The organism is Modicisalibacter coralii, from assembly GCF_004117855.1.
In the GTDB taxonomy this organism is placed as follows: domain Bacteria; phylum Pseudomonadota; class Gammaproteobacteria; order Pseudomonadales; family Halomonadaceae; genus Modicisalibacter; species Modicisalibacter coralii.
On record NZ_QWBW01000002.1, the window covers coordinates 1 to 23,435 of the forward strand.

The 23,435-nt window shown below is 63.3% G+C and carries 16 protein-coding genes and 1 pseudogene; 13 read left to right on the forward strand and 4 right to left on the reverse strand.

The window, feature by feature from the left end; translation table 11 throughout:
- The 6 genes from argA to D0901_RS00255 form a co-directional block, all read left to right on the forward strand.
- A partial coding sequence (gene argA / locus D0901_RS00230) for an amino-acid N-acetyltransferase (RefSeq protein ID WP_129138284.1) occupies positions 1-985 on the forward strand: 985 nt, incomplete at its 5' end.
- Between the two features lie 41 nt (positions 986-1,026).
- Complete coding sequence (locus D0901_RS00235) at positions 1,027-1,242, forward strand: hypothetical protein (protein WP_129138285.1); 216 nt, start codon at positions 1,027-1,029, stop codon at positions 1,240-1,242.
- 586 nt (positions 1,243-1,828) lie between these two features.
- Entirely contained in the window at positions 1,829-3,322 is a 1,494-nt protein-coding gene (locus D0901_RS00240) for a sensor histidine kinase (protein ID WP_129138286.1), read from the forward strand.
- 4 nt (positions 3,323-3,326) lie between these two features.
- Positions 3,327-3,851 carry a hypothetical protein gene (locus tag D0901_RS00245; RefSeq protein ID WP_129138287.1) on the forward strand — a complete coding sequence of 175 codons (525 nt, stop codon included), beginning with the start codon at positions 3,327-3,329 and terminating at the stop codon, positions 3,849-3,851.
- 69 nt (positions 3,852-3,920) lie between these two features.
- Entirely contained in the window at positions 3,921-5,291 is a 1,371-nt protein-coding gene (glrR, locus tag D0901_RS00250; RefSeq protein WP_129138288.1) for a two-component system response regulator GlrR, read from the forward strand.
- A gap of 233 nt (positions 5,292-5,524) precedes the next feature.
- The gene (locus tag D0901_RS00255; RefSeq protein WP_129138289.1) at positions 5,525-6,559 is read left to right on the forward strand and encodes a CNNM domain-containing protein; all 1,035 of its coding nucleotides are present in this window, start codon (positions 5,525-5,527) and stop codon (positions 6,557-6,559) included.
- A gap of 398 nt (positions 6,560-6,957) precedes the next feature.
- Here D0901_RS00255 and xseA read toward each other — a convergent pair whose 3' ends face one another.
- Positions 6,958-8,301 carry an exodeoxyribonuclease VII large subunit gene (gene xseA, locus D0901_RS00260; RefSeq protein WP_129138290.1) on the reverse strand — a complete coding sequence of 448 codons (1,344 nt, stop codon included), beginning with the start codon at positions 8,299-8,301 and terminating at the stop codon, positions 6,958-6,960.
- 229 nt (positions 8,302-8,530) lie between these two features.
- Between xseA and D0901_RS00265 the strand changes: the two genes are divergently transcribed.
- Positions 8,531-10,636, forward strand: a complete 2,106-nt coding sequence (locus D0901_RS00265) for a TonB-dependent siderophore receptor (RefSeq protein ID WP_233440310.1) — start codon at positions 8,531-8,533, stop codon at positions 10,634-10,636.
- Positions 10,637-10,722: 86 nt separating this feature from the next.
- Here D0901_RS00265 and D0901_RS00270 read toward each other — a convergent pair whose 3' ends face one another.
- Both D0901_RS00270 and D0901_RS00275 read right to left on the reverse strand, forming a co-directional pair.
- Entirely contained in the window at positions 10,723-11,496 is a 774-nt protein-coding gene (locus tag D0901_RS00270; protein ID WP_203234769.1) for a TSUP family transporter, read from the reverse strand.
- 141 nt (positions 11,497-11,637) lie between these two features.
- Positions 11,638-12,540: a LysR family transcriptional regulator gene (locus tag D0901_RS00275; RefSeq protein ID WP_162500791.1), complete on the reverse strand. Its 903-nt coding sequence runs from the start codon at positions 12,538-12,540 to the stop codon at positions 11,638-11,640.
- 405 nt (positions 12,541-12,945) lie between these two features.
- On the opposite strand from D0901_RS00275, the gene D0901_RS00280 reads away from it, so the two are divergent.
- From D0901_RS00280 to D0901_RS00300, 5 genes are all read left to right on the forward strand, one after another.
- Positions 12,946-14,079 (forward strand): alkene reductase, encoded by a 1,134-nt coding sequence (locus D0901_RS00280; protein WP_129138293.1) that lies wholly within the window; start codon positions 12,946-12,948, stop codon positions 14,077-14,079.
- A gap of 415 nt (positions 14,080-14,494) precedes the next feature.
- Positions 14,495-16,081 carry a BCCT family transporter gene (locus tag D0901_RS00285; RefSeq protein WP_129138294.1) on the forward strand — a complete coding sequence of 529 codons (1,587 nt, stop codon included), beginning with the start codon at positions 14,495-14,497 and terminating at the stop codon, positions 16,079-16,081.
- Positions 16,082-16,214: 133 nt separating this feature from the next.
- Positions 16,215-17,684, forward strand: coding sequence for an IMP dehydrogenase (guaB, locus tag D0901_RS00290; protein ID WP_129138295.1), 1,470 nt, complete (start codon positions 16,215-16,217; stop codon positions 17,682-17,684).
- A gap of 149 nt (positions 17,685-17,833) precedes the next feature.
- Entirely contained in the window at positions 17,834-19,408 is a 1,575-nt protein-coding gene (gene guaA, locus D0901_RS00295) for a glutamine-hydrolyzing GMP synthase (protein WP_129138296.1), read from the forward strand.
- Positions 19,409-19,603: 195 nt separating this feature from the next.
- On the forward strand, positions 19,604-21,433 hold the full coding sequence (locus tag D0901_RS00300; protein WP_129138297.1) for an anti-phage dCTP deaminase: 1,830 nt from the start codon (positions 19,604-19,606) through the stop codon (positions 21,431-21,433).
- Between the two features lie 131 nt (positions 21,434-21,564).
- Here D0901_RS00300 and D0901_RS00305 read toward each other — a convergent pair.
- Positions 21,565-22,473: pseudogene (locus D0901_RS00305) on the reverse strand (integrase core domain-containing protein); the annotation flags it as partial.
- A gap of 146 nt (positions 22,474-22,619) precedes the next feature.
- On the opposite strand from D0901_RS00305, the gene D0901_RS00310 reads away from it, so the two are divergent.
- Positions 22,620-23,425, forward strand: a protein-coding gene (locus tag D0901_RS00310; protein ID WP_425256160.1) for an IS5 family transposase whose coding sequence is annotated in 2 segments (ribosomal slippage) — positions 22,620-22,968 and positions 22,968-23,425 — 807 coding nt in all. Because the reading frame shifts where the segments join, the coding sequence is not laid out codon by codon here.
- Positions 23,426-23,435 lie beyond the last annotated feature (10 nt).

The following is a 23,435-nucleotide window of genomic DNA, read 5'->3' on the forward strand; positions in this document are numbered from 1 at the left end:
GTCGCTGGGCCTGCCCAACACCCCGCTGCACGGTGTCGAACTCACCGCCGTGTCCGGCAATCTGGTCATGGCCAAGCCGCTCGGCGTGCGCCAGGGCATCGATTTCGACCATACCGGCGAGGTGCGCCGGGTACGCGCCACGGCCATCGGCTCGCTGCTCGACCGGGGCACCCTGGTGATCCTGCCGCCGCTGGGCTTCTCGAGTACCGGCGAGGTGTTCGATCTCGATGCCGCCGAAGTCGCCCAGCAGACCGCCGTGGCGCTCAAGGCCGACAAGCTGATCCTGCTCGGCGAGGCCGATGGGCTGCACGACGAGAGCGGCCAGTTGCAGCGTCAACTGACCCCCGACCAGGCCTCGCCGCTGCAGCGTGCCGCCACCCCGGGCAGCGAGCTGGCCCGCCATCTGGCGGCGGCCTGCGAGGCGGCGCGGCACGGCGTGGCGCGCACCCACCTGCTGTCGTGGCACGATCACGATGCCCTGCTCGGCGAGCTGTTCACCCGCGACGGCGTGGGCACCATGATCACCCAGCACCGCTACGAGCAGCTGCGCCCGGCGGAACTCGGCGACGTGGCCGGGCTGCTCGAGCTGCTGCGCCCCCTGGAAGAGCGGGGCATGCTGGTGGCGCGCTCCCGCGAACGCCTCGAGCATCAGATCGACGACTATCTGGTCATCGAGCGCGACGGCATGATCATCGGTTGTGCGGCACTGCACCCGTTCACCGACGCCGCCATGGCCGAGCTGGCCTGCGTCGCGGTCCACGACGACTATCGCGGGGGCGCCCGCGGCGCGCTGCTGCTCGCCGAGGTCGAGCGTCGCGCCAAGCGCACGGGGGTCAGGGCGCTGTTCGCGCTCACCACGCATACCGCGCACTGGTTCTTCGAGCATGGCTTCCGGCTGGCCGATCTCGAGGCGCTGCCGCCGCTCAAGCGTGAGACCTACAATCACGCCCGCCAGTCTAAGGTCCTGCTCAAGGCGTTAAACTAACGCCGTTTTCGACCCGTCCAATCCGCTTCGGCGAGGTCCGTGTGTCGCGTTTTTCCCAACAAACCAGGCCGGGTGTTTCCAAAATGCGACACAGTAAATACCTGATTTTATTGACTTTTGGCGGTTTCGCCGATTTGGCGTTGCAAAATGGCGACGCTTTTTGTCGGGCAAGCCGCCAGAAATCCCGTTTTTCCGCTCACCTGGCCGAACTGGCACGCGATGGTTTTACACAACTATTTGAAATAAAAGAAAAATAGTAAAAAGTGGCACGCCCTTCGCAATGTATAGGGCGAGCAACGGGAAGCGGTTCAAACGGCTCGTATCACTTCCCGGCTGGGTGCAAGGCGATCTTCCCACGACCCTGTGTAGATCCCGTGACCGCCCAGCAGCGTCTGCTCCACGCGATGTGTGACTTAGGTTGCGATGAGACGGTACCGCTGATCAGCAAGGATTGGTACCTAGAGGGCAAGGATGCCCCGGCAAGGATGCCACTCCCCCTCAAGGGGGACCCAATTGGGATGCGCCGCCCCGGCGACGCATCGATCGGACGAAGCCAGGCGGTTCGCCGCCACAGTGAGATCATGTCCCTGGCAGACACACGGATGATTTCACGGTTTCGGGACTCTTCGGGAGTCCAACTCCGAGTCCTCGCGGATGTCTGGCCAGGCAGACTCTTGTGAGTACTCACTTGACCCTTCAGTTCCCTGCGTACCTTGGGCCGGCCATGCCGGCCCTCTTTTTTTGCGCCTCGGGAACGTCGTCGGCTGATCGGGGCGGTAACTCTGTTATGCTGTGCGGAGAGAACGAATGAATCTGGCCCTCTTTCTGCATAGAACGGTTTCCATGACCTCCCAGGTGTCGCGCCGCTGGCGCCCCCGGTCCCTCCTGCAGCTGGTTCTGCTGGCCTTCGTGGTCGTGATGCTGCCCATCGCCGTCCTGATGTTTCAGGCCGGCCAGGCCTTGTCGGAGCTTTCGCAACTGGCCAACGTCAGTGCGCGCGAAGCGGTCGACCAGACCCGCCGTGCCCGCACGCTGTCCAATCTCGCCGTGGAAATGGAGCGCAGTGCCCGCCAGTATGCGGTGGTCGAGCAGCCCGGCCTGATGGAGATCTATGCCGACAAGGCCCAGGAGTTCGCCCGCCTGCTTGCCGCCCAGCGGCGTCTGCTCCCCGACAACCCCAATATCGCCGCGCTCGGCGACCAGATCCAGGCGCTGGCCCTGCTGCCCAGCCTCACCCCGGAGGAGCTGCAGGCGCATCTCGACGAATTCGCCAGCTTCTCGGCGCGCACCGATGCCGTCCGCGAGGCAACCAACCGCCAGATCGACGCGCGCATCGACGCGATCAGTGACCAGGCCGGCGAGGTCCAGCGCCGATTGTGGCTGCAGACCGCGGCGCTGGTCTCGGCGAGCCTGGCGTTGATGCTGCTGTTCACCTGGCTGATCATCCGCCCGATCCGTCAGCTCGAGCGGCGCATTCTCAGCCTGGGCAGCGGCTTCGAGCCGCCCAAGGCCTCGCTCATCCAGGGGCCCGCCGAGCTGGTACGCCTGGGCGATCGCCTCGACTGGCTGTCCAATCGCCTCAACGAGCTCGAGGCGCAGAAGCAGCAGTTCCTGCGCCACATGTCCCACGAGCTCAAGACCCCGCTGGCCAGCGTGCGCGAGGGCACCGGGCTGCTCGGCGACGGCGTCGCCGGCGAGCTCAACCCGCGCCAGCGCGAGATCGTCGAACTGATCGATGCCAGCGGCGAGGAACTCCAGAAGCTGATCGAGCAACTGCTCGACTACAACCTGCTGCAGCACAACCAGGGCACCCAGATCGAGCGCTTCGACGTGTCCACGGTGATCAAGGAGGTGCTCGCCAAGCACCAGCTGGCCCTCGAGAAGAAGGGCATGCGGGTGAGTGCCTTCCAGGAGCCGCTCGACTGGTGTGCCGATCGCGAGCGTACCCAGCGCATCCTCGATAACCTGGTCTCCAACGCCATCGCCTACGGCGAGGACGGCGGCGAGCTGGAACTGCGCGCCTTCCGCGACGGCCGGACGCTGGTGATCGACGTGGCCAACAGCGGCGAGCCGATCGCCGACGAGGACCGTGCGCGCCTGTTCGACGCCTTCTACCAGGGGCGGGCGCGTCGCAAGGGCGCGCTCAAGGGGTCGGGCATCGGCCTGTCGGTCGCCCAGGACTGCGCCCGCGCCCAGCACGGCCGGCTGACACTGGCCGATGCCGACCCCCTCGACGTCTGCTTTCGCCTGATTTTGCCCTGGAATGCCGACACGGGGGGCGACCACGATAAACAGCAGCGGCCCATGATTGCCGCTGCCGACGATGCAAGGAACTGACGCGATGAAGCATCTCGCTCTGGGGGCCAGCCTGCTGGCCATCGCCCTCGTTGCCTCCGGCTGCCAATGGGTCCCTCGGCACGCCGAACAAGATATCGCCGAGCAGGACCAGTGCCTGACGGAAATCCCGACGCTCGAGGAAAATGCCTGCATGCTCGCCGCCTGGGTCGATTTCGGCCTGGCCGCCCAGCGTGGCGACAGCGAATGGCGTCAGCGTATTCTCGAGGAGGCCGACGGCCTGGCGCCCCGCCAGCGGCTGGCGCGGGCGGTGGTGCTCTCCTGGGCCGGCCGCGACCACTGGAAGGACGCCTCCGAACTCTACAAGGCCGACCTGGCCCTGGCCCCCAGCAGCCTGCAGCCGCTGCTGCGGCAGTGGCTCAACGGCCTGGAGGCGCGCCGCGCCCTGGCCGGCGAACTCGCCGACAGCGAGAGGTCGCGCCGTCAGGTGAGCCGCGAGCGCGACTCGCTGGCCAAGAAACTCGATGCCCTCACCGCGATCGAAGAAAGTATCAATTCGCGCCAGCAGTGAACGTCGCGGGCCGCGTCAAGGCCTGACGCAGGCCCCCGGCTGGCGCCGAGACTGTCTAGGAGTGATGACGTGAAGCACGCTGCCCATGTCCTGCTGGTCGATGACGACGCCAGCCTACTGAAGCTGCTGGGGATGCGGCTGGAAAGCCGTGGCTATCGGGTCACCACCGCGGAGAGCGGCAGGCAGGCGCTGGATTGCCTGGAAAAGGCGCGTCCCGACCTGGTGCTCTCCGACCTGCGAATGGACGAAATGGACGGCATGGCGCTCTTCCAGCAGCTCCAGAAGCGCATGCCCGGGCTGCCGGTGATCATCCTCACCGCCCATGGCTCGATTCCCGATGCGGTCAGCGCCACCCGCCAGGGGGTGTTCAGTTTCCTCACCAAGCCGGTCGACCGCGACGAACTGTTCGCGGCGATCGACGACGCCCTGACCCAGACCCCCGGGCCGGCCGCCGAGGGCGACGACGCCTGGCGTTCGGCGATCATCACCCGCAGCCCGCAGATGGAGACGGTACTCGAGCAGGCGCGCATGGTCGCCGGCTCCGACGTCAGCGTGCTGGTCACCGGGCCCAGCGGTTCGGGCAAGGAGCTGCTCGCCAACGCCATCCACCAGGCCAGCTCCCGGGCCGGCAAGCCGTTCGTCGCCATCAACTGCGGGGCGCTGCCCGAGCAGCTGCTGGAAAGCGAGCTGTTCGGTCACGCCAAGGGCGCCTTCACCGGCGCGGTCAGTCAGCACGAGGGGCTGTTCCAGTCGGCCGACGGCGGCACGCTGTTCCTCGACGAGATCGGCGACATGCCGCTGCCGCTGCAGGTCAAGCTGCTGCGCGCCCTGCAGGAGCGCCAGATCCGTCCACTGGGCTCGACCACCTCGGTGCCCATCGACGTGCGCATCATCTCGGCGACCCACCGCGACCTGGACCGGGCGATGGCCGAGGGCGACTTCCGCGAGGATCTCTACTACCGCCTCAACGTCGTCAACCTGCGCCTGCCGCCGCTCAAGGAGCGCGCCGAGGACGTGCCGCTGCTCGCCAAGCACCTGGTCACCCAGGCCGCCGAGCGTCACAAGCCGTTCGTCAAAGGCTTCTCTTCCGAGGCCTTGAACCTGCTGGCCTCCAGCGCCTGGCCGGGCAACGTGCGCCAACTGGTCAACGTGGTCGAGCAGTGCGTGGCACTGACCAGCGCGCCGATCATCCCCGAGGCGCTGGTCGCCCAGGCGCTGGCCGCCGAGGAAAACGCGCTGCCGTCGTTCAACGAGGCGCGCGCCGGCTTCGAGCGCAGCTACCTGATCAAGGTCCTCAAGATCACCGAGGGCAACGTCACCCAGGCGGCACGCATCGCCGGGCGCAACCGCACCGACTTCTACAAGCTGCTCGGGCGCCACTCGCTGGAGCCCGGCACCTTCAAGCCCGGCGCCGACGCCGAGACGCTCAACCAGGCCTGAGAGAGCCGGTGTGCCGGCCCTCGCCCTGCCGCGCCCCGGCACCGCCAGCGGGGCCTGGTTGGGGCCGACGCCGACAAGATGACTCGACAGGCCGTTTTCGGGACACGCGGAGGCTCGGTGCCAGTCTCTGCGCACCCCGGGGGCGTCAGGGAAATACCGCGATACCGTCGCGGGTTGACAGTTGCAAGAGGCTTATTTATATGGGGACGCATCAGTCCCTATCGTGAGTCATCATGGTCCTGCTGGCGGCTTTCGCTCTACTCTCCATTGGCTTTTCTTTCCTCTGCTCGGTGCTCGAAGCGGCGTTGTTGTCTTTGACCCCGAGCTACATCGCTCAACTGAAAGAGCAGCGCCCCAAGCTGCATGATTCCCTGTCCCGGCTGAAGGCCAACATCGACCGGCCTTTGGCGGCGATCCTGACGCTCAATACCATCGCCCATACGGTGGGGGCCACCGGTGTCGGTGCCCAGGTGTCGGTGTTGTTCGGCGAGACCTATATCGCCGTGGCTTCCGCCCTGATGACGCTGCTGATACTGGTGCTTTCGGAAATCATTCCCAAGACCATCGGGGCTACCTATTGGCGTGGCCTGGCTCCGCTGCTGCCACCGCTGCTGCGTGTCATGATCGTGGTCCTGGCGCCGTTCCTGTGGCTTTCCGAGCTGATTACCAACCGTATCGGCAAGTCCGAGCACGATGTCGACATGCGCGGCGAGATCAAGGCGCTGGCTCGCATTGGCCTGGAGGAGAAGGCGCTGGACAGCGACGAGACCCGAACCATCGTCAATATTCTCAATCTGCACGAGATCAGCGTGAAAAGCGTGATGACCCCGCGCACCGTGTGCGAGACGGTGGCGCCGATGCTGACGGTGGGGGAGTTCGACCAGCGCTACGGCAAGACCCAGTTCACCCGCTTCCCGGTCATGGACGCTGACGAGCAGGCCCTGGGCTATGTCCACAAGGCGGATACCTATCACGCCGACGATGCACAGACCATGAAGGCGCTGATGCACCCCGTCGAGGTCCTCCAGGAGGCCGACAACGTCGAGCAAGTCTTCACCTCGATGCTCAAGGACCACAACCACATGCGGGTCGTCTACGACGACCACGGCACCTGGGTCGGCCTGATCACCCTGGAAGACGTCATCGAGACGATCCTGGGTCAGGACATCGTCGACGAGACCGACAACGTGCAGAACCTGCGCAAGTACGCCAAGCAGCGTTGGCTGAAACGCATCAAGCGCGACGAGTCGGCCCGCTCGCGGCGCTGAGCGCGGCCCCCGCCACAGCCATGACGACCGCCCGCCGGCAGCAGCCCGGCGGGCGGTGTGTCGAGGTTCTTCGCGGCTCAGCGTGAAACGTCAGGGCCCCGCCATGGCGCATGAATCCCTTCCCACCAGACCCCGCCTGGATGGCCCACTGACGCATGGGGATTCCGGCGGGAGGGAACGTGTTCCCGATTGGCGCCGCAGGCGCCCGGCATGGCCGGGGAGGTAGAGTGCCCGCCGCCATCGCGAATGAAGTCGCGCCCGCAAGGACAAGCTAACCGGCAGGGGTAGGTGAGGGAGCTTGGCTTTATACGAAAACTGCCTGGTTCGGCGATACGGCGTTAACAATCGGCTGGTGCGCCAGCCCGGTCCGCTTTTTCGCCGACTTTTCGTACAAACACCTAACGCTTGTATCGGCGCTTGACCTCGACACTGAGCCGGCCTTCGCCAAGCCGTGCCTTGAGCGTCTCGCCCGGGCGGGTGTCGCCGGCGCGCTTGATCACCGTGCCGTCGGCGTTCTCGAGGATCGCGTAGCCGCGCCCCAGCACCGCCAGCGGGCTGACCGCCTGCAGTTCGCGCACCAGCGCCGCCAGGTTTGCCCGGCGCTGTTCGATCTGGCGCGGCATGGCGGCGTGCAGCCGCTCGTCGAGGGCATCGAGCCGGCGTCGTGCCTGCGCGAGGTGCCGGTCGGGATCGGCCCCCGCCAGTCGGCTGCGCAGGTGGTCGAGGTGGCGGCGCTCGCCGGTCAGGCGCTGCTCCAGGGCGCGGTGCAGGCGGCCCTCCAACTGGCCGAGACGCTGGCGCTGCTGGGCGAGTCGCTCGCCGGGGTGGCGCAGCCGGGCACGCAGGTGATCGAGACGCTGGGCCTCGGCCTCGAGCCGGCCCTGCTGGGCGTTGGCCAGGCGCTGGCGGAGCTCGCTCAGGCGCCGGCGCCGATCGCGCTGGTCGGGCACCAGTTGCTCGGCGGCGGCCGAGGGCGTCGGCGCGCGCACGTCGGCGGCGAAGTCGGCCAGGGTGACGTCCACCTCGTGGCCCACCGCGGCCATCACCGGCAGCCGCGAATGGAAGATCGCCCGCGCCAGATGCTCGTCGTTGAACGCCCACAGATCCTCCAGGCTGCCGCCGCCGCGGGTCACCAGGATGGCGTCGAAGCCTGAGCCGGGCGACTCGGCGAGGCGGTTGGCGATGGCGATCGCGCGAATGATCGCCGGCGCCGCCTCGCGACCCTGCACCGCCACCGGCAGCAGCGTCACCGGCAGCGCCGGCCAGCGCGCGGCGAGCACCGCCAGCACGTCGCGGATCGCCGCACCGGTGGGCGAGCTGATCACCGCCAGATGGCGCGGCGGGTAGGGCAGCGGGCGCTGGTTGGCGAATACCCCCTCGCCGGCGAGCTGGCGCTTGAGGCGCTCGAAGGCGGCTAGCAACGCCCCCTGGCCGGCGGGCTGCACCGCCTCGACGATCAACTGGTAGTCGCCGCGCGGCTCGAACAGCGAGACCTTGCCGCGCAGGCGCACCTGGTCGCCGTTGTTCAGCGCCGGGGTGAAGCGGGCGCGGTTGCGGAACAGCGCGCATTTCACCTGGGCGCGGTCGTCCTTGAGTGTGAAGTAGACGTGCCCCGAGGCCGGCCGCGCCAGGCTCGAGATCTCCCCCTCCACCCAGCATTCGCCGAACCCGCGCTCCAGCATCTGCCGGGCGCGGCGGTTGAGTTCGCTGACGGAAAGGGCGGCATCGGTGGCGTCGGGCATGGCGGACATCCTCGTGGCGATCGGGGCAGCCTACCATCATCGACGTCTCCGGAACGACGCGGATGACTCTATAGGAATGAAAAATATTATCAGTTTTATTCGTATTGACTGTTCGATATCCCCCTTACAGAATCTGACGCTCGCTTGACCAAAAACCATAAGGCGGCCTTCGCGTACCGCCACATCATCAAGGGGATCGAGCATGATCGAGAGTCAGAAAAAGTCGCCCGTGAGCCGCGCGCGATGGCAGGGGGCCACTGCCGCGCTGCTTTGCTGCACACCGCTGATAGCTTTCCCGGGGAGCGGCAATGCCCAGGAAGCCGACGAGGGCAACGGTGACGAAGCCAAGGACTATCGGCTCGCGCCGATCATCGTCAACGCCCGGGCACTCGCCGACGACAACGCGAACACCACGGTGGCCCGGGAGCTGTGGATGGGCGGCAAGGTCGCGACCAGCATTCAGGACACGCCCGCCTCGGTGTCGGTGATCACGCAAAAGGAGATCGAACAGCGCGACGCCACCACCACCGAGGAAGTCCTGCAATACACGCCGGGGGTCGTCACCGGCTACTGGGGCACCGACGACCGTAACGACTACTTCCAGATTCGCGGCTACGATGCCACGACCTACCGTGACGGAATGACGCTCGGCACGATGCGCGGCGTGCGCGAGGAGCCCTATGCCTACGAGCGTGTCGAGGTGCTGCGCGGCGCCAATTCCACCTTGTTCGGTCCGGCGGATCCCGGCGGCTCGGTCAACTTCGTGAGCAAGCGGCCCAGGTTCGAGCGCTTCGGCGAAGGCTACGTGGGCTATGGCTCGTTCAACCACAAGGAGGTCGGTATCGACGTCGGCGACACCCTGGATGCCGACAAGACACTGGCCTATCGTTTCACCGGCAAGTTCAAGGACAGCGACCGCGAGTACGCTCACTCGAATGACGACGACCGCTTCCTGATGGGCGGACTGACCTGGGAACCGACGGATGCCACCTCGGCCACCCTGATCCTGGATTATCTGAAACGCGACAACACGCCCAACAGCGGTGGCTACCCGCTCGACGGGGAATACGACCGTGACGCTTTCTTCGGCGAGCCCGGCTTCAACGATCACGACGTCGAGCGTACCAGCGTGACCGGCATGCTCACCCATGACTTCGACAACGGGCTGACCCTGCGCGGCAACCTGCGCTACAGCGATCTGAGCGACGACTCGGGCTACGTCTATCTCTACGACTACGCCGGACGACAGGGCACCGAACTGTCGCGCTATTATTTCGGTGGCGACTCGTCGGCCCGGGAGTTGATCGGCAACGCCATCCTGCAATACGACGCCAGCTTCGAGGCCATCGACAGCAGCACCCTGGCGGGTGTCGAATATCGCGATGCCGCGACCGACGACAGCTCCTTCTACGGGCTGGCGCAGCCGATCGACATCGCCGATCCCGAGTACAGCGGGGCGCCGGCGAGCCTGGACGTGTACAGCCGCAACGACCAGGACTACACGACCCGCTCGGTCTTCCTGACCCAGAATCTGTCCTTCGACGACCGCTACATCGTCACGCTGGGGGTGCGCAATGACGCGATGGATCTCTCCAGCACCGACATGAGCGGCGTCAGCGCTTCCGATGACATCTCCGAGACCTCGGTACGCGGTGCGCTGACCTACAAGATCAATGACGAGGTCTCCACCTATCTCAGCTACGTGGAATCGGTCGCGCCGCCTTCCATCGGGGTCAAGCCCGAACGCGGCGAGCAACACGAGATCGGCGTGAAATACGCGCCTCTCGGCATGGACGCGCTGTTCTCGGCGGCAATCTATGACCTGACCAAGGAAGACGTCACCATCGCCGTGGTGCAGGACAATGGTGCCATCCAACAGGAAACCCTCGGCGAATCCCGGGTGCGGGGCCTCGATCTGGAAGCCAAGGTCGAGTTGACCGACAACGTCAACCTGACCGGCGGCTACTCCTACATGGCCTCGGAGGTGGAGCGGGGCACACTTCGCGACGGCACCTCGATCGAAGGCAACGAGTTCACCACCGCACCGAAACACACGGCGTCGCTGTGGGGCCATTACACCCTGCCGGACGCCGGGATGAGCGTCGGCCTCGGCGCCCGCTATGTGGGGTCTTATTACTTCGATGCCGCCAACACGGCCAAGAGCGAGTCGGCCACGCTATTCGATGCCGCCTTCGGCTATCGGGTCGTCAAGGACACCGACCTGACCGTTCACGTCAGCAACCTGTTCGACGAGCAGCACGTGGTCAACTCCGGTACGGCGAATTACTACAACCAGGGCCGCGAAGTCGTGGCCAAGATGAGCTACCGCTGGTAGGGCCAGGGCGACGACAGAAGCCGTGGGAGCGAACTTGTTCGCGATGAATCAATCGGCCATCTAGCCCGCCAATCGGCAATGGCGCGTCAAGCCACGCCCCGGAGCCCGTCCACGACCAGCATCAGGCCGCCCAGGAGTACCACGGCGTCCAGGAGCCGGGCGTGGGCTTGCGTGGAAAGGCGTCGTGCCAGGCGCCTGGCCAGCAGCGTGCCCGGAATGGCACAGATGCCGATGATCCCTGCCAGGCCCCAGAGCGCCGGTGGCAGGGCGCCCGTGGCCTGGAACACGCCAACCTTGGCGAGGCCCAGCGCCAGGGAGATGCCGGCGTCGGTGGCGACAACGCCGGCGCCGGACGAGCCGCACGCCATCAGCAGCGCGATCAACACGACACCGGACCCCGAGGTGCCCCCCGTCAGCAGCCCGTAACCCGCCGCGCCCAGGGACATGCCCCGCCTGCCCACCCGGCCCCGGCGACGCATCAGCCACGGTCGCAGCGCCACGATCAGGACCAGCATCAGGCCAAGGACGAGGCTGATGCCGGGACCGGAAAGCCGGGTATAGCCATAGGCGCCGAGCAGACAGCCGGGCAGTGCCAACGCCACGATGCGAGCCGCCTTGTGCCGGTCGAGATGAGCGCGGAAGGCGAATACCCGGCTGGTGTTGGTGAGCAGTGCCGAGAGGGCGATCACCGGGACCACCGCCTCGGCGCCGATCAGCGGGATGAGCACCGGGGGCAACAGGAGCCCGGTGCCATAGCCGCCGATGCCCCCGATCACCGCCGCCACGAAGGCCATGGCGGCGACGATCAGGCCGTGACCGGCATCGAGATGGCTCAGGGCGGTAGAGGCTGCGGGTTCCACGGGCGGTCATCCAGTCGCTGAAGCGCATTCGGGGCGGTCAGCCGGCAGGATGCGCCGCTCCTCGGCGCCGGTCCAACGAGAAAGACTCGTGGCGTGACAAGGACGGCTTGTCGGTGGCCGGCGGGCCAGAACACGGGACCTCTAGGCGAGCGCCTGCCTGGCCACGGTGATGAAATGGCCCACGGCGGGCGGTGGCGACGCGGCCTTGTGGCTCGCCAGGTAGAAGTCCCGGGTCAGGCTTAGCGAGGCGATGCGCTTGGCGATCAACCGCCCGCTCGCCAGGGCATCGCGGGCGCACAGCGAGGAGAGGATGGCCACGCCGAGCCCGGCCTGTGCCGCCGCCTTGGCCGCCTCCGGGTTACCGGCAGTCAGGGTGATGTTCATTTGCTCCATCGACAGACCCAGGGTATGCAGCCGGCGCTGCAGAAGGGCGCGCGTGCTCGAGCCTTCCTCCCGCGCGATCAGGGGCGCCGCTTGCAGATCCTGCAGGGTGACGACGGCTTGGTCGGCCCAGGGATGATCGGGCGCGACGACGAAGACCAGCGGATCTCGAAAGCAGGGCGTGGTCTCCAGGCGCCCGGGATCCGGGGCGCCGGCACTGGAGATAGCGACATCGACTCGCCCGTCGTGAAGCCGCTCGACGACATGGCGACTGTTGCCCACCTCCAGCAGGATGCGGGTAGCGTCGCGTTCGTGAAACCGGCTCATGAGCCGAGGCAGGCGGTACTTGGCGATGGAATGGGTGGCCGCGATGCGCAACGTCGGCTGGGCGCTACGCGCGATGGCGGTGAGCGACTCGTTGGCTTGTGCGTACAGGGCCAGGATTCGCTCGGCGTGGGCGAACAGCGTCCGCCCGGCCGGGGTGAGCGACGTGGTGCGATGCCCGCGGGTGAAGAGTCGCGTGCCCACCTCGCGTTCCAGCGAACGGATCTGCAAGGAAACGGCCTGCTGGGTCAGGCCGAGATGCCCCGCCGCCCTCGAGAAGCCGCTGTGCGTGGCCACGGCGTGGAAGACGCGTAAGCGCTGGTCTCTGAGAAGGGTCATCGGTGCCATGGGCAATGGCCGCTCGAGCAGTGTCGTTGCTTGAGCATAGCGCAAGGCAGTTCATGGCCGAGGCCGAATACCAGACCGCCGGGAGTGAACGCCCTCCCGCCAGACCCGGTGCCGGCAGGCCGCGTGGGAGCGAACGGGTTCGCGATGAAGGGACCACTGGGTCAGGTTGTAGGCATCGGGTTGCCTGATAGGGCGGCCTCAGCGGAGCCCAAGTGCCATCACCGGTGTGAAGATGACGCACGGTAAAACGGCGAACCATAGTTTTCCTTCATCGCGGCAGTCGACCATGTATATTGTTAACACGCTAATCATTATCTAGACTTGCCCCACTTCAGCGAGCCCCGGAGGCTCGCTTGCATTGTCGACCTGATGTCCTCGCTACAAGGAGTTTGCTACGTGGCTTCGTTATTCGAACCGTTCGATCTCGCCGGCACCCGCCTGAACAACCGCATCGTCATGGCGCCCATGACCCGCTCCCGCGCCCCGGAGGACATCCCCACGGAACTGGGGGCGCTCTACTATCGCCAGCGCGCCAGTGCCGGGCTGATCATCTCCGAAGGCACGCCGATCTCGCGTCAGGGGCAGGGGTATCTCTACAACCCGGGTATCTTCGGCCCCGATCAGCTCGCCGGCTGGGCCAAGGCGACCCGTGCGGTGCATGAGCGCGGCGGCGTCTTCTTCGCCCAGATCTGGCACGTCGGGCGCGTCTCGCACACTACCGTGCAGGTTGCCGGTGCCTCGCCGGTGGGGCCCAGCGACAAGCCCGGCGGCATGGCCTTTGGCTATAAGGAGGACGGCAAGCCGGACATGCTCAAAGCCAGCCAGCCTCGCCGACTCGAAACCCGGGAAGTCAAGGATATCGTTGGCGATTTCGCGCAGGCGGCGGTCAACGCCCGCGAGGTGGGCTTCGACGGCGTCGAGATCCATGGCGCCAACGGCTATCTCTTCGAGCAGTTCCTGAATCCCGGCGTCAACGACCGCGACGACGAGTACGGCGGCTCGCGGGAAAACCGCTGCCGACTGCTGCTGGAAGTGGTCGACGAGGTCAGCAAGATGATCGGCGCCCGCCGTGTCGGGGTGCGTCTCTCGCCGCATGGCACCCTGTTCGACATGCCGGAGTACGACGACAACGGCGAGACCTACCTTCACCTGGCGCGTGAATTCAACAAGCGCGGCCTTGCCTACGTGCATCTGCACGACCAGGGCGGCCAGGGCATGCCGCCCATGCCGCGCGACTATCTGCGCCAGTTCCGCGACGTCTACGACGGCACGCTGCTGCTCGCCGGCAATCTGGACCAGGCAGAGGCGCAGACGCTGGTCGACGAGGGCACCATCGACCTGCCGGTGTTCGGTCGCCTGTTCACCTCGAATCCGGATCTGGTGGAGCGCATGAAAAACGGCTGGCCGCTGGCGGATTTCGATCCGAATACCTTCTACGGCGGCGATGCCCGCGGCTACGTGGACTTTCCCACGTATCCTGAAGAGCAGGCACGTCTCGAGCGCGAGAAGATGCTCGAGCAGAAATCCTGACCGGAGCATTTTCTTGTCGAGCTATCCGGCCTGGTGGTAGTGCCAGCGCCCCAGGCCAGCTAGGCAAGGAGCCCGTGGGAGCGAACGTGTCCGCGATGAATGGGGCACCGAGCGGCCGTACCCTCCGCCATCGGGAATAAATTCCCTCCCACAACCACCGGGCGGCCGCCGCGCCACCGCCATCGGGAATGCCTTTCTTCAAATAAGCCTCTCGCAAAGGCAGGCTCCCGCAAGGCCAGGCTTCCTCAAGGGCCAGCTACCGGCGAGGAACCCGTGGGAGCGAACGTGTCCGCGATGAATTGGCCCGATAATCGTGGGCGGTCGCCATCGGCCATTGGTTTGTGGCAGCATCTGCCGCCCTCGGCACGGGCGCGGATGCGTACCGTGCCTCAAGCCAACCGCCACAGGCGCCTTCATGACAGACGACAGTACCGCCATTTCTTCTCCCTCCAGAACCACGACCTCGCGACTGGGCGACCCCGTAGTACTCGGCCTGAGCGTCGGTTTCGTGCTGCTGTTCGTGGCCCTGTCGCTCTACGATATCGACATGGTGGCCGACGGCATCGGGGCCGGTTTCGCCTGGACCGCGCGAACGCTGGGCTCGTATTTCCAGCTCCTGTTGTTGCTGACGTTCTTCATCGGCATGGGGTTGGCCATCACCCCGGCGGCCAATGCTCGCATCGGCAACCTCGATACGCCGGAAATGAGCACCTTCAAGTGGCTGTCGATCATCATGTGTACCCTACTGGCCGGGGGCGGCGTGTTCTTTGCCGCCGGCGAGCCGGTGTATCACTTCGTCGTCACGCCGCCAGCGTTCTCCACCGAGGCGGGCACCGCCGAGGCCGTGCCCGGTGCGCTGGCCCAGTCGTTCATGCATTGGGGGTTTCTCGCCTGGGCGATTCTCGGCTCGCTGACCGCCGTGGTGCTGGCGCATGCCCACTACGACAAGGGGCAGCCGCTGCAGCCGCGCACCTTGCTGATTCCGGTGCTCGGCGAGCGCCTGATGCAAGGTTGGCTCGGCGGAGTCGTCGATGCGCTGTGCGTGATCGCCGTGCTGGCCGGCACTGTCGGGCCGATCGGCTTCCTGGCCACCCAGGTCAGCTTCGGCCTGCATGAGCTGTTCGGCTTCTCGCAGGGCTATGGCACGCAACTGGTCATCCTGGCGGCGCTGGGCGCCGTCTACGTGACCTCGGCGATGACCGGCATCGGCCGCGGCATCCAGATGCTAAGCCGCTTCAACGTGTTCCTGGCGCTGGCGATCGCCGCGGCTATCTTCATCTTCGGCCCGACCCTGTTTTTGACCAACGCCTTCACCCAGGGCTTCGGCGAATACCTTTCCTCGTTCTTCCGCATGGCGACCATGACCGCTGAGACCGCGCCCGCCTGGTGGATGAAGTGGTGGACGGTGTTCTTCTTCGCCTGGTTCATTGGTTATGGCCCATTGATGGCGATCTTCGTGGCGCGCATCTCGCGCGGCCGCACCATCCGCCAGATGATCCTCAGCGTCGCGGTGATGGCGCCCATCGCCACCACGGTCTGGTTCACCCTGATGGGCGGCTCGGGCATCTACTATCAGTTGACCGGCGCGATCGATCTCACCGAGGCGCTCAACAACTTCCAGTTCGACGTGGCAACCCTGAGCGTGGCCCAGGCCCTGCCGGGCGGCACCTTCATGGCGCTGGCCATCCTCCTGCTGACCACCATCTTCGTCGCCACCACCGGCGACTCGATGAGCTACGCCATTTCGGTGGTCGGCAGCGGTCACGACGACCCCAGCCCGCTGGTGCGTGCCTTCTGGGGCATCGTCATGGCGCTGATGGCGGCCACTCTGCTGTACATGGGCGCCGGGCAGATCGGCGTTTTGCAGCAGTTCATCGTGATCACCGCCATCCCGGTGTCGCTGGTGTTGCTGCCTTCGCTGTGGACCGGCCCCCAGGCGGCCCGGGCCATGGCCCGCGAGCAGGGGCTGCTGGGCAATCCCACCCCCGACCGGCAGGGCTGAGGCCGACCGGGGCGGCCGTACGCGGCTTGCCCCGGTCGTTCCACAGTCGCATTGAGTGGAAAAACGGGCGACGTTATAATGGTCGATTAACTTCTCCCTCCTCCCCACAATCTGCTCATTGGGTGATTCCGATATGCTACGTATGGCGCAAGAAGCTCTTACGTTCGACGACGTATTACTCGTTCCCGGCTACTCGGATGTCCTGCCCAAGGACGTCAGCCTCAAGTCCCGCCTGACCCGCCACCTTCAGCTCAACATCCCGCTCGTCTCCTCCGCCATGGACACCGTCACCGAAGCGCGCCTGGCGATCGCCATGGCCCAGGAGGGCGGGATCGGCATCATCCACAAGAACATGACCATCACCGCCCAGGCCGCCGAGGTGCGCAAGGTCAAGAAGCACGAGAGCGTGATCGTCAAGGATCCGGTCACGGTGAGCCCCGAGGCCAAGCTCAAGGACCTGCTGGCGATGGCCGACGAATACGGCTACTCCGGCTTCCCGGTGGTGGAAGGGGAGACCCTGGTGGGCATCGTCACCGGGCGCGACATGCGCTTCCAGCCCGACCACAGCGACGACGTCGCGGCGATCATGACCCCGCGCGAGAAGCTGGTCACCGTGACCGAGGGCACGCCGCTCGACGCCATCAAGGCCAAGCTGCAGGAAAACCGCATCGAGAAGATCCTGATCGTCGATGACGCCTTCCGCCTGCGCGGCCTGGTCACCGTGCGCGACATCGAGAAGGCGCGCACCTACCCCCACGCCGCCAAGGACGCCGACGGCCGCCTGCTGGTCGGCGCCGCCGTGGGCACCGGCCCGGAGACCGCCGAGCGCATCGCCGCACTGGCCGAGGCCGGCGTCGATGTCGTGGTGGTGGATACCGCCCATGGCCACTCCCGTGGCGTGATCGAGCGGGTGCGCTGGGTGAAGGAGCACTTCCCCGCGGTGCAGGTGATCGGCGGCAACATCGCCACCGCCGAAGCCGCCCGGGATCTGGCCGAGGCCGGCGCGGACGCCGTCAAGGTGGGCATCGGTCCCGGCTCGATCTGCACCACCCGCATCGTCGCCGGGGTCGGCGTGCCGCAGATCACCGCCGTCTCCAACGTCGCCGAGGCGCTCAAGCCCTACGACATCCCGCTGATCGCCGACGGCGGCATCCGCTTCTCCGGCGACCTGGCCAAGGCGATCGCCGCCGGTGCCAGCACGGTGATGATCGGCGGCCTGCTGGCCGGCACCGAGGAAGCCCCGGGCGAGGTCGAGCTCTACCAGGGCCGCACCTACAAGGCCTACCGCGGCATGGGCTCGATGGGCGCCATGTCCCAGAGCCAGGGCAGTGCCGACCGCTACTTCCAGGACAAGTCCGAAGGCGCCGAGAAGCTGGTGCCGGAAGGCATCGAAGGCCGCGTGCCCTACAAGGGCCTGATGAGCGCCATCGTCCACCAGTTGATGGGCGGGCTACGCGCCTCGATGGGCTACACCGGCTGCCACGACGTCGAGGAGATGCGCACCAAGCCGCAGTTCGTGCAGATCACCGGCGCCGGCTTTGCCGAATCGCACGTGCATGACGTGCAGATTACCAAAGAGGCTCCTAATTACAGAGCTGGCTGATACCAGATTAAGAAGGAAGATAGAAGAGATAAGAGGGAAGAAAAGAGAGGCGGGGTATACCGCCTCTTACTTCTTCATTCTTCCCTCTCGATTTTCGAGGCAATGATCCAGGCCTCGACGTTTGAGTCCACAACGGCGGTGCCCATTTCATGCAAGACATTCACGCCCACAAGATCCTGATCCTCGACTTCGGCTCCCAGTACACCCAGTTGATCGCCCGTCGCGTGCGCGAGATCGGCGTCTACTCCGAGGTTCGCGCCTTCGACATCACCGAAGCCGAGATCCGCGAGTACAATCCCAACGGCATCATCCTCTCCGGCGGGCCGGAGTCGGTCTCCGAGCTGGGCTCGCCGCGCGCCCCCGAGTGCGTGTTCGAACTGGGCCTGCCGGTGCTAGGCATCTGCTACGGCATGCAGACCATGGCCGAACAGCTGGGCGGCGCCACCGAAGGCTCCAACAAGCGCGAGTTCGGCTACGCGCAGATCAAGGTGGCGGGCGACGACGACCTGCTCGGCGGCATCAAGGATCACGTCGACCATGACGGCAGCGCGCTGCTCGACGTGTGGATGAGTCACGGCGACAAGGTCGCCCGGGCGCCCGAGGCGTTCAGTGTCACCGCTTCCACGCCGAGCTGCCCGATCGCCGCCATGACCTGGCCCGAGAAGCGCTTTTTTGGGGTGCAGTTCCACCCTGAGGTGACCCACACCCTGCAGGGCCAGCGCATCCTCGAGCGCTTCGTGCTGGAGATCTGCCAGGCCGAGCGGCTGTGGACCCCGGCGCAGATCATCGAGGACCTCTCCGAGCGCGTGCGCGAGCAGGTCGGCGACCGCCACGTGCTGCTGGGCCTTTCCGGCGGCGTGGACTCCTCGGTGGTCGCGGCGCTGCTGCACAAGGCGATCGGCGACCAGCTGACCTGCGTGTTCGTCGACAACGGCCTGCTGCGCAAGAACGAAGGCGACCAGGTGATGGAGACCTTCGCCAGCCACATGGGCGTACGGGTGATCCGCGTCGACGCCGAGGACGAATTCCTCGGCAAGCTCGAAGGCGAAAACGACCCCGAGGCCAAGCGCAAGATCATCGGCAACACCTTCATCGACGTGTTCGACCGCGAGGCGGCCAAGATCGACGGCGTGGACTTTCTCGCCCAGGGCACCATCTACCCGGACGTGATCGAATCCGCCGCCAGCAAGACCGGCAAGGCGCATGTCATCAAGTCGCACCATAACGTCGGCGGCCTGCCCGAGACCATGAAGCTCAAGCTGGTCGAGCCGCTGCGCGAGCTGTTCAAGGACGAAGTGCGCAAGCTCGGCCTGGAACTCGGCCTGCCCTACGACATGGTCTACCGCCACCCCTTCCCGGGGCCGGGCCTCGGCGTGCGCATCCTCGGCGAGGTGAAGAAGGAGTACGCCGACATCCTCCGCGAGGCGGACGCCATCTTCATCGAGGAGCTGCACAACGCCGACTGGTACCACAAGACCAGCCAGGCCTTCGCCGTGTTCCTGCCGGTGAAATCGGTCGGCGTGGTCGGCGATGGCCGCCGCTACGAATGGGTCATCGCCCTGCGTGCCGTCGAGACCATCGACTTCATGACCGCCCGCTGGGCGCACCTGCCGTATGAGCTGCTGGAAAAGGTCTCCAATCGCATCATCAACGAGATCAGCGGCGTATCGCGGGTGACGTACGACGTCAGCAGCAAGCCGCCCGCGACGATTGAGTGGGAGTGAACGCTGGGGAGGGGTGTTGATAGACGCCTAGCTCGGCCGTATCGCCGGTCTCATACGAAAGCCTGCCATTACTGGCAGGCTTTTTTGTTGCACAACGTTACAAGCTAAGGCTAAATTTGATTAAGCCGTTGAGGCCGTGGCCGATAGAAGCGTATGAGGAAAAAAATTTATAAAATCTCTTTTTAAAGGTGAGGTATGAAAAATAGCAATGCGTTGGCCAATCTTTTTTTAGAAAGAAGTAAGTTTCTGTTGATAGGGTTGACGGGAAGAACTGGGTCTGGGTGTACAACTGCAGCGAATATTTTGAGAGAAAAAAATCCTATATTCCCTGAGATTTCTGACCTGAGGTATAAGGGAGAGTCTTTTTATGCGGGGCTGGATGCAAGAAGGTATGATATAGTAAAAAAATATGCTGCGGAAAACTGGAGGCCTTTTTTCTATATTAAAGTCAGTGACTTGATATCTGCTTACTTGATGACATTGACGTTGACGGACCTGTCGAAATTTATTGTCGAGTCATCTACGCACGATGATTTACGTATATCGGGTGTAAAGAAAAGAATAAGAAATGGAGTTTATAATGATGCCTCAATGAGGCGTCTTCGTATGAAGTTGCCAAGAATATTGTGTGAGAAAAGCTATGAGGTGACCAGAAAGTCAGAGGTTCTTAGAGTTCTAGCTGGGGTGAAAAAATTTACAGAAATTTTCAAGCAGGAGTTGGATGAAATTCAAGCAGGGCTGTATGTAGAAACATATCAAGCTGCTGGAAATTCAATACGAAAAGTTGGTGCGGTTTCTTCAGAATTCAAGTGCAGACCTTTTGATCCAGATAAGGTTTTTGAACTTCCTAAAGCGATTAATAAATTCATAAAATCCGTCAGGGCTGTTTACGAGGAGTCGTTTATTGTAATTGATGCCATACGGAACCCATATGAGGCGAGGTTTTTTAAAGATAGATACTCTGCTTTTTACTTGGTGTCTATTAATGCGCCTGATGAAGATCGGGAGGATTATCTGAGCAGTATTAGGAAGTTTAATAAAGACCAGATAAAAAAGATTGACGATATTGAGTCTGGGAAGTATCCGGTAGAAAATGATGACTTTGTTTCTCAAAATGTAAAGAAATGCATAGAAATTTCAGACATACATCTTTTTAACCCGCGGAATGAGAGAGATAATAATAATATCCTTAAGTCCCAGTTAGCGTGGTATGTGGCGCTTATGGTGCATCCTGGATTGATTACTCCTAGTTCGATGGAAAGGGTTATGCAGATTGCTTATACAGCAAAGACTAATTCTGGATGTATATCGAGACAAGTAGGTGCAGTAGTCACTGATAGTGATTCGTCAATAAAAGCGGTAGGTTGGAATGATGTGCCTCATGGACAAGTGCCTTGCGCTTTGCGAAGTGTCGAAGGGGTGATTCGGAGTTTTGATGATGAAGTTTATAGTGAATATGAAAGGAATAATAAAGAGTTTAGGGAAAAGATTATTGAGGTGTCCGGATGGTATGAAGGGGCAGATTTAAAGGGTAGGAATTTATCATACTGTTTCAAAGATGTTAAGAATAGTGTTGACGGAAAAGGTAATCAAGTCCATACGAGGTCATTGCATGCTGAGGAAAATGCTTTTCTTCAGATTTCAAAATATGGAGGCATGAGCGTACAAGGTGGATCATTATTTACTACTGCTAGTCCATGCGAGTTGTGCGCAAAAAAAGCATTTCAATTAGGTGTTGAAAGAATAGTTTATATAGACCCATACCCAGGGATAACAAAAGTACATGTTTTGGCTAATGGGTCATTAAAGCCAAAATTGGTGCAGTTCAGAGGGGCGGTGGGTAGAGGTTATTTTCAATTATACGAACAAGCTTTACCATACAAGGATGAGCTGGAGTATTTTGAAAATGGTGGCAAGCAAGAGTCTGGTAGGAAAAAGGATATAATGTCAAGTATTGAAACTCTAGAAAAAGAGGGGTTGATTAATAGCGAAGAGGTTGCGTCTTTTATGGAGAAGATTGGCTGAGTTTTTTCATGCGGGCATATCTGTGGCTCTTCGCAAGTTAGCATGAAATTGTAGGGTTCATTGAGGGCATTCAGGATAGAGTGTACAGTGATGGTATTCGCCTGACACATGTCCCCGTGGGCTCCCTATAGTTAAGCAGTGTTTTCTGCCGTTTTCCTGGGCTCCTTCTTCGTCGCCTTAGGGAGTCCCTTCTTGAAGACGGCATAGGGCGTCGCCCCCTTCATGTTGCGGCCCTGATGCGGCCGTTGCGTGTTGTAGATGACCAGATAATCGTCCAGGTCCTGCTGCATCTCTTCCAGGGCCTCGTACCACTTGGTGCGCCCCTGGATGCGGAAGTGCTCATCCAGCAGGGTACGGTGCAGCCGCTCGACGAAGCCGTTGCTCTGCGGTCGCCGAACCTTGGTGGTGCGATGCTCGATCTCTTCGAGCTGAAGGAACAGCTCATACGGATGCTGATCCTTCCGGCCGCAGAACTCTCGGCCGTTGTCGCTGAGCACCGTGCTGACTTTGGCGTTGTGGGCCTCGAAGAAAGGCAGCACGTCGTTGTTGAGCACATGTACTGCCGTGATGGGCAGTTTGCTGGTGTAGAGGCGCCCCCAGGCGTAGCGGCTGAAGCAGTCGATCACGGACTGCAGGTAGACCTTGCCGACCCCCTTGAGCGTGCCGACGAAGAAGGTGTCGACGGCCACCAGTTCACCGGTATGGTGGACCTCGATATGGCGTTCGCGGAACTCAGGGCTGAAGCGTTCCAAGTGGCGAACCTGATCTTCGGTCAGCTCGATCTTCTGCTCGCGTGTGGCCTTCTCGAGCCGCGGGAGGCGCTCATGACGGGTCAGCAAGTCATGGCGTCCCCAGACGCCTCGGACTCCCGTAGAGCTGACCTGAATACCACGTAGCGCCAGTTCTTGAGCGACGCGAACCGGACCGTGAGTGGGGAAGGCCAGGCTGTGCTCGAGAATGGCCGTTTCGATCTCTTCGCTGACGCGGTTGGGGTGTGGTCCCCGCGGCCCGGGAAGCTTGTCGACAAGCCCCTCGGAGCCGATGTCAGCGTCAGAGCTATAAGTCCGTAAATCATCAATACAGATTGTCCCCCCGACCCGCATGGCCTTTCCTTGCTGGTGACCAAACCGGTAAGTGCGCCTTTCAAAACCTTGAAAGCGGCTCTAGCCATTCCTAGATTTTGGGCATGGCTAAGAAGATCGTATCCGATGAACTCTGGTCTATCGTCGAGCCGCTACTGCCTCCGCCTCAGCCCAAGCCGCGTGGCGGCCGACCTCCCGTTTCCAATCGTGCAGCCCTGACAGGCATCCTGTTCGTCCTGCGCTCGGGTATCCCTTGGGAGATGTTGCCTCAAGAGATGGGCTGCGGTTCCGGCGTGACCTGTTGGCGGCGCCTGCGCGACTGGCAGGAAGCGGGTGTCTGGGAACGCTTGCATCAGACGCTGCTGGAACACTTGCAGCACGCGGATCAACTGGATTGGGAGCGAGCCTGTATGGACAGTGCCTCCTTACCGGCAAAAAAGGGGGCTCAGCGATCGGCCCCAACCCGACAGACCGAGGAAGACCGGGCACCAAGCGGCACCTCCTGACTGATCGTCAGGGAGTCCCGTTGGCTGTCCTGCTCTCGGGAGCCAACATGAACGATAGTGTGCCATTAACGGCTCTGCTCGATAGCGTTCCACCGATTTCGTCGGGGCGACCGGGACGGCCTCGCCGGCGTCCCGRCAAACTCCATGCGGACAAGGCGTACGATCATCGCCGTTGCCGCCGAGCCTGTCAGCGACGGGGCATTCAGCCCCGTATTGCTCGTCGAGGTGTCGAGGATAGTCAGCGACTCGGCTGCCATCGCTGGGTTGTCGAACGAACCTTTGCGTGGCTGAGCCGGATGAGGCGACTTACCACGCGCTATGAGCGGCGAGTCGATATCCATTATGCCTTTACGCTGTTGGGCTGTTCCTTGGTCTGTCTGAACAAGCTTCAAGGCAGGTTTTGAAAGGCGCTCT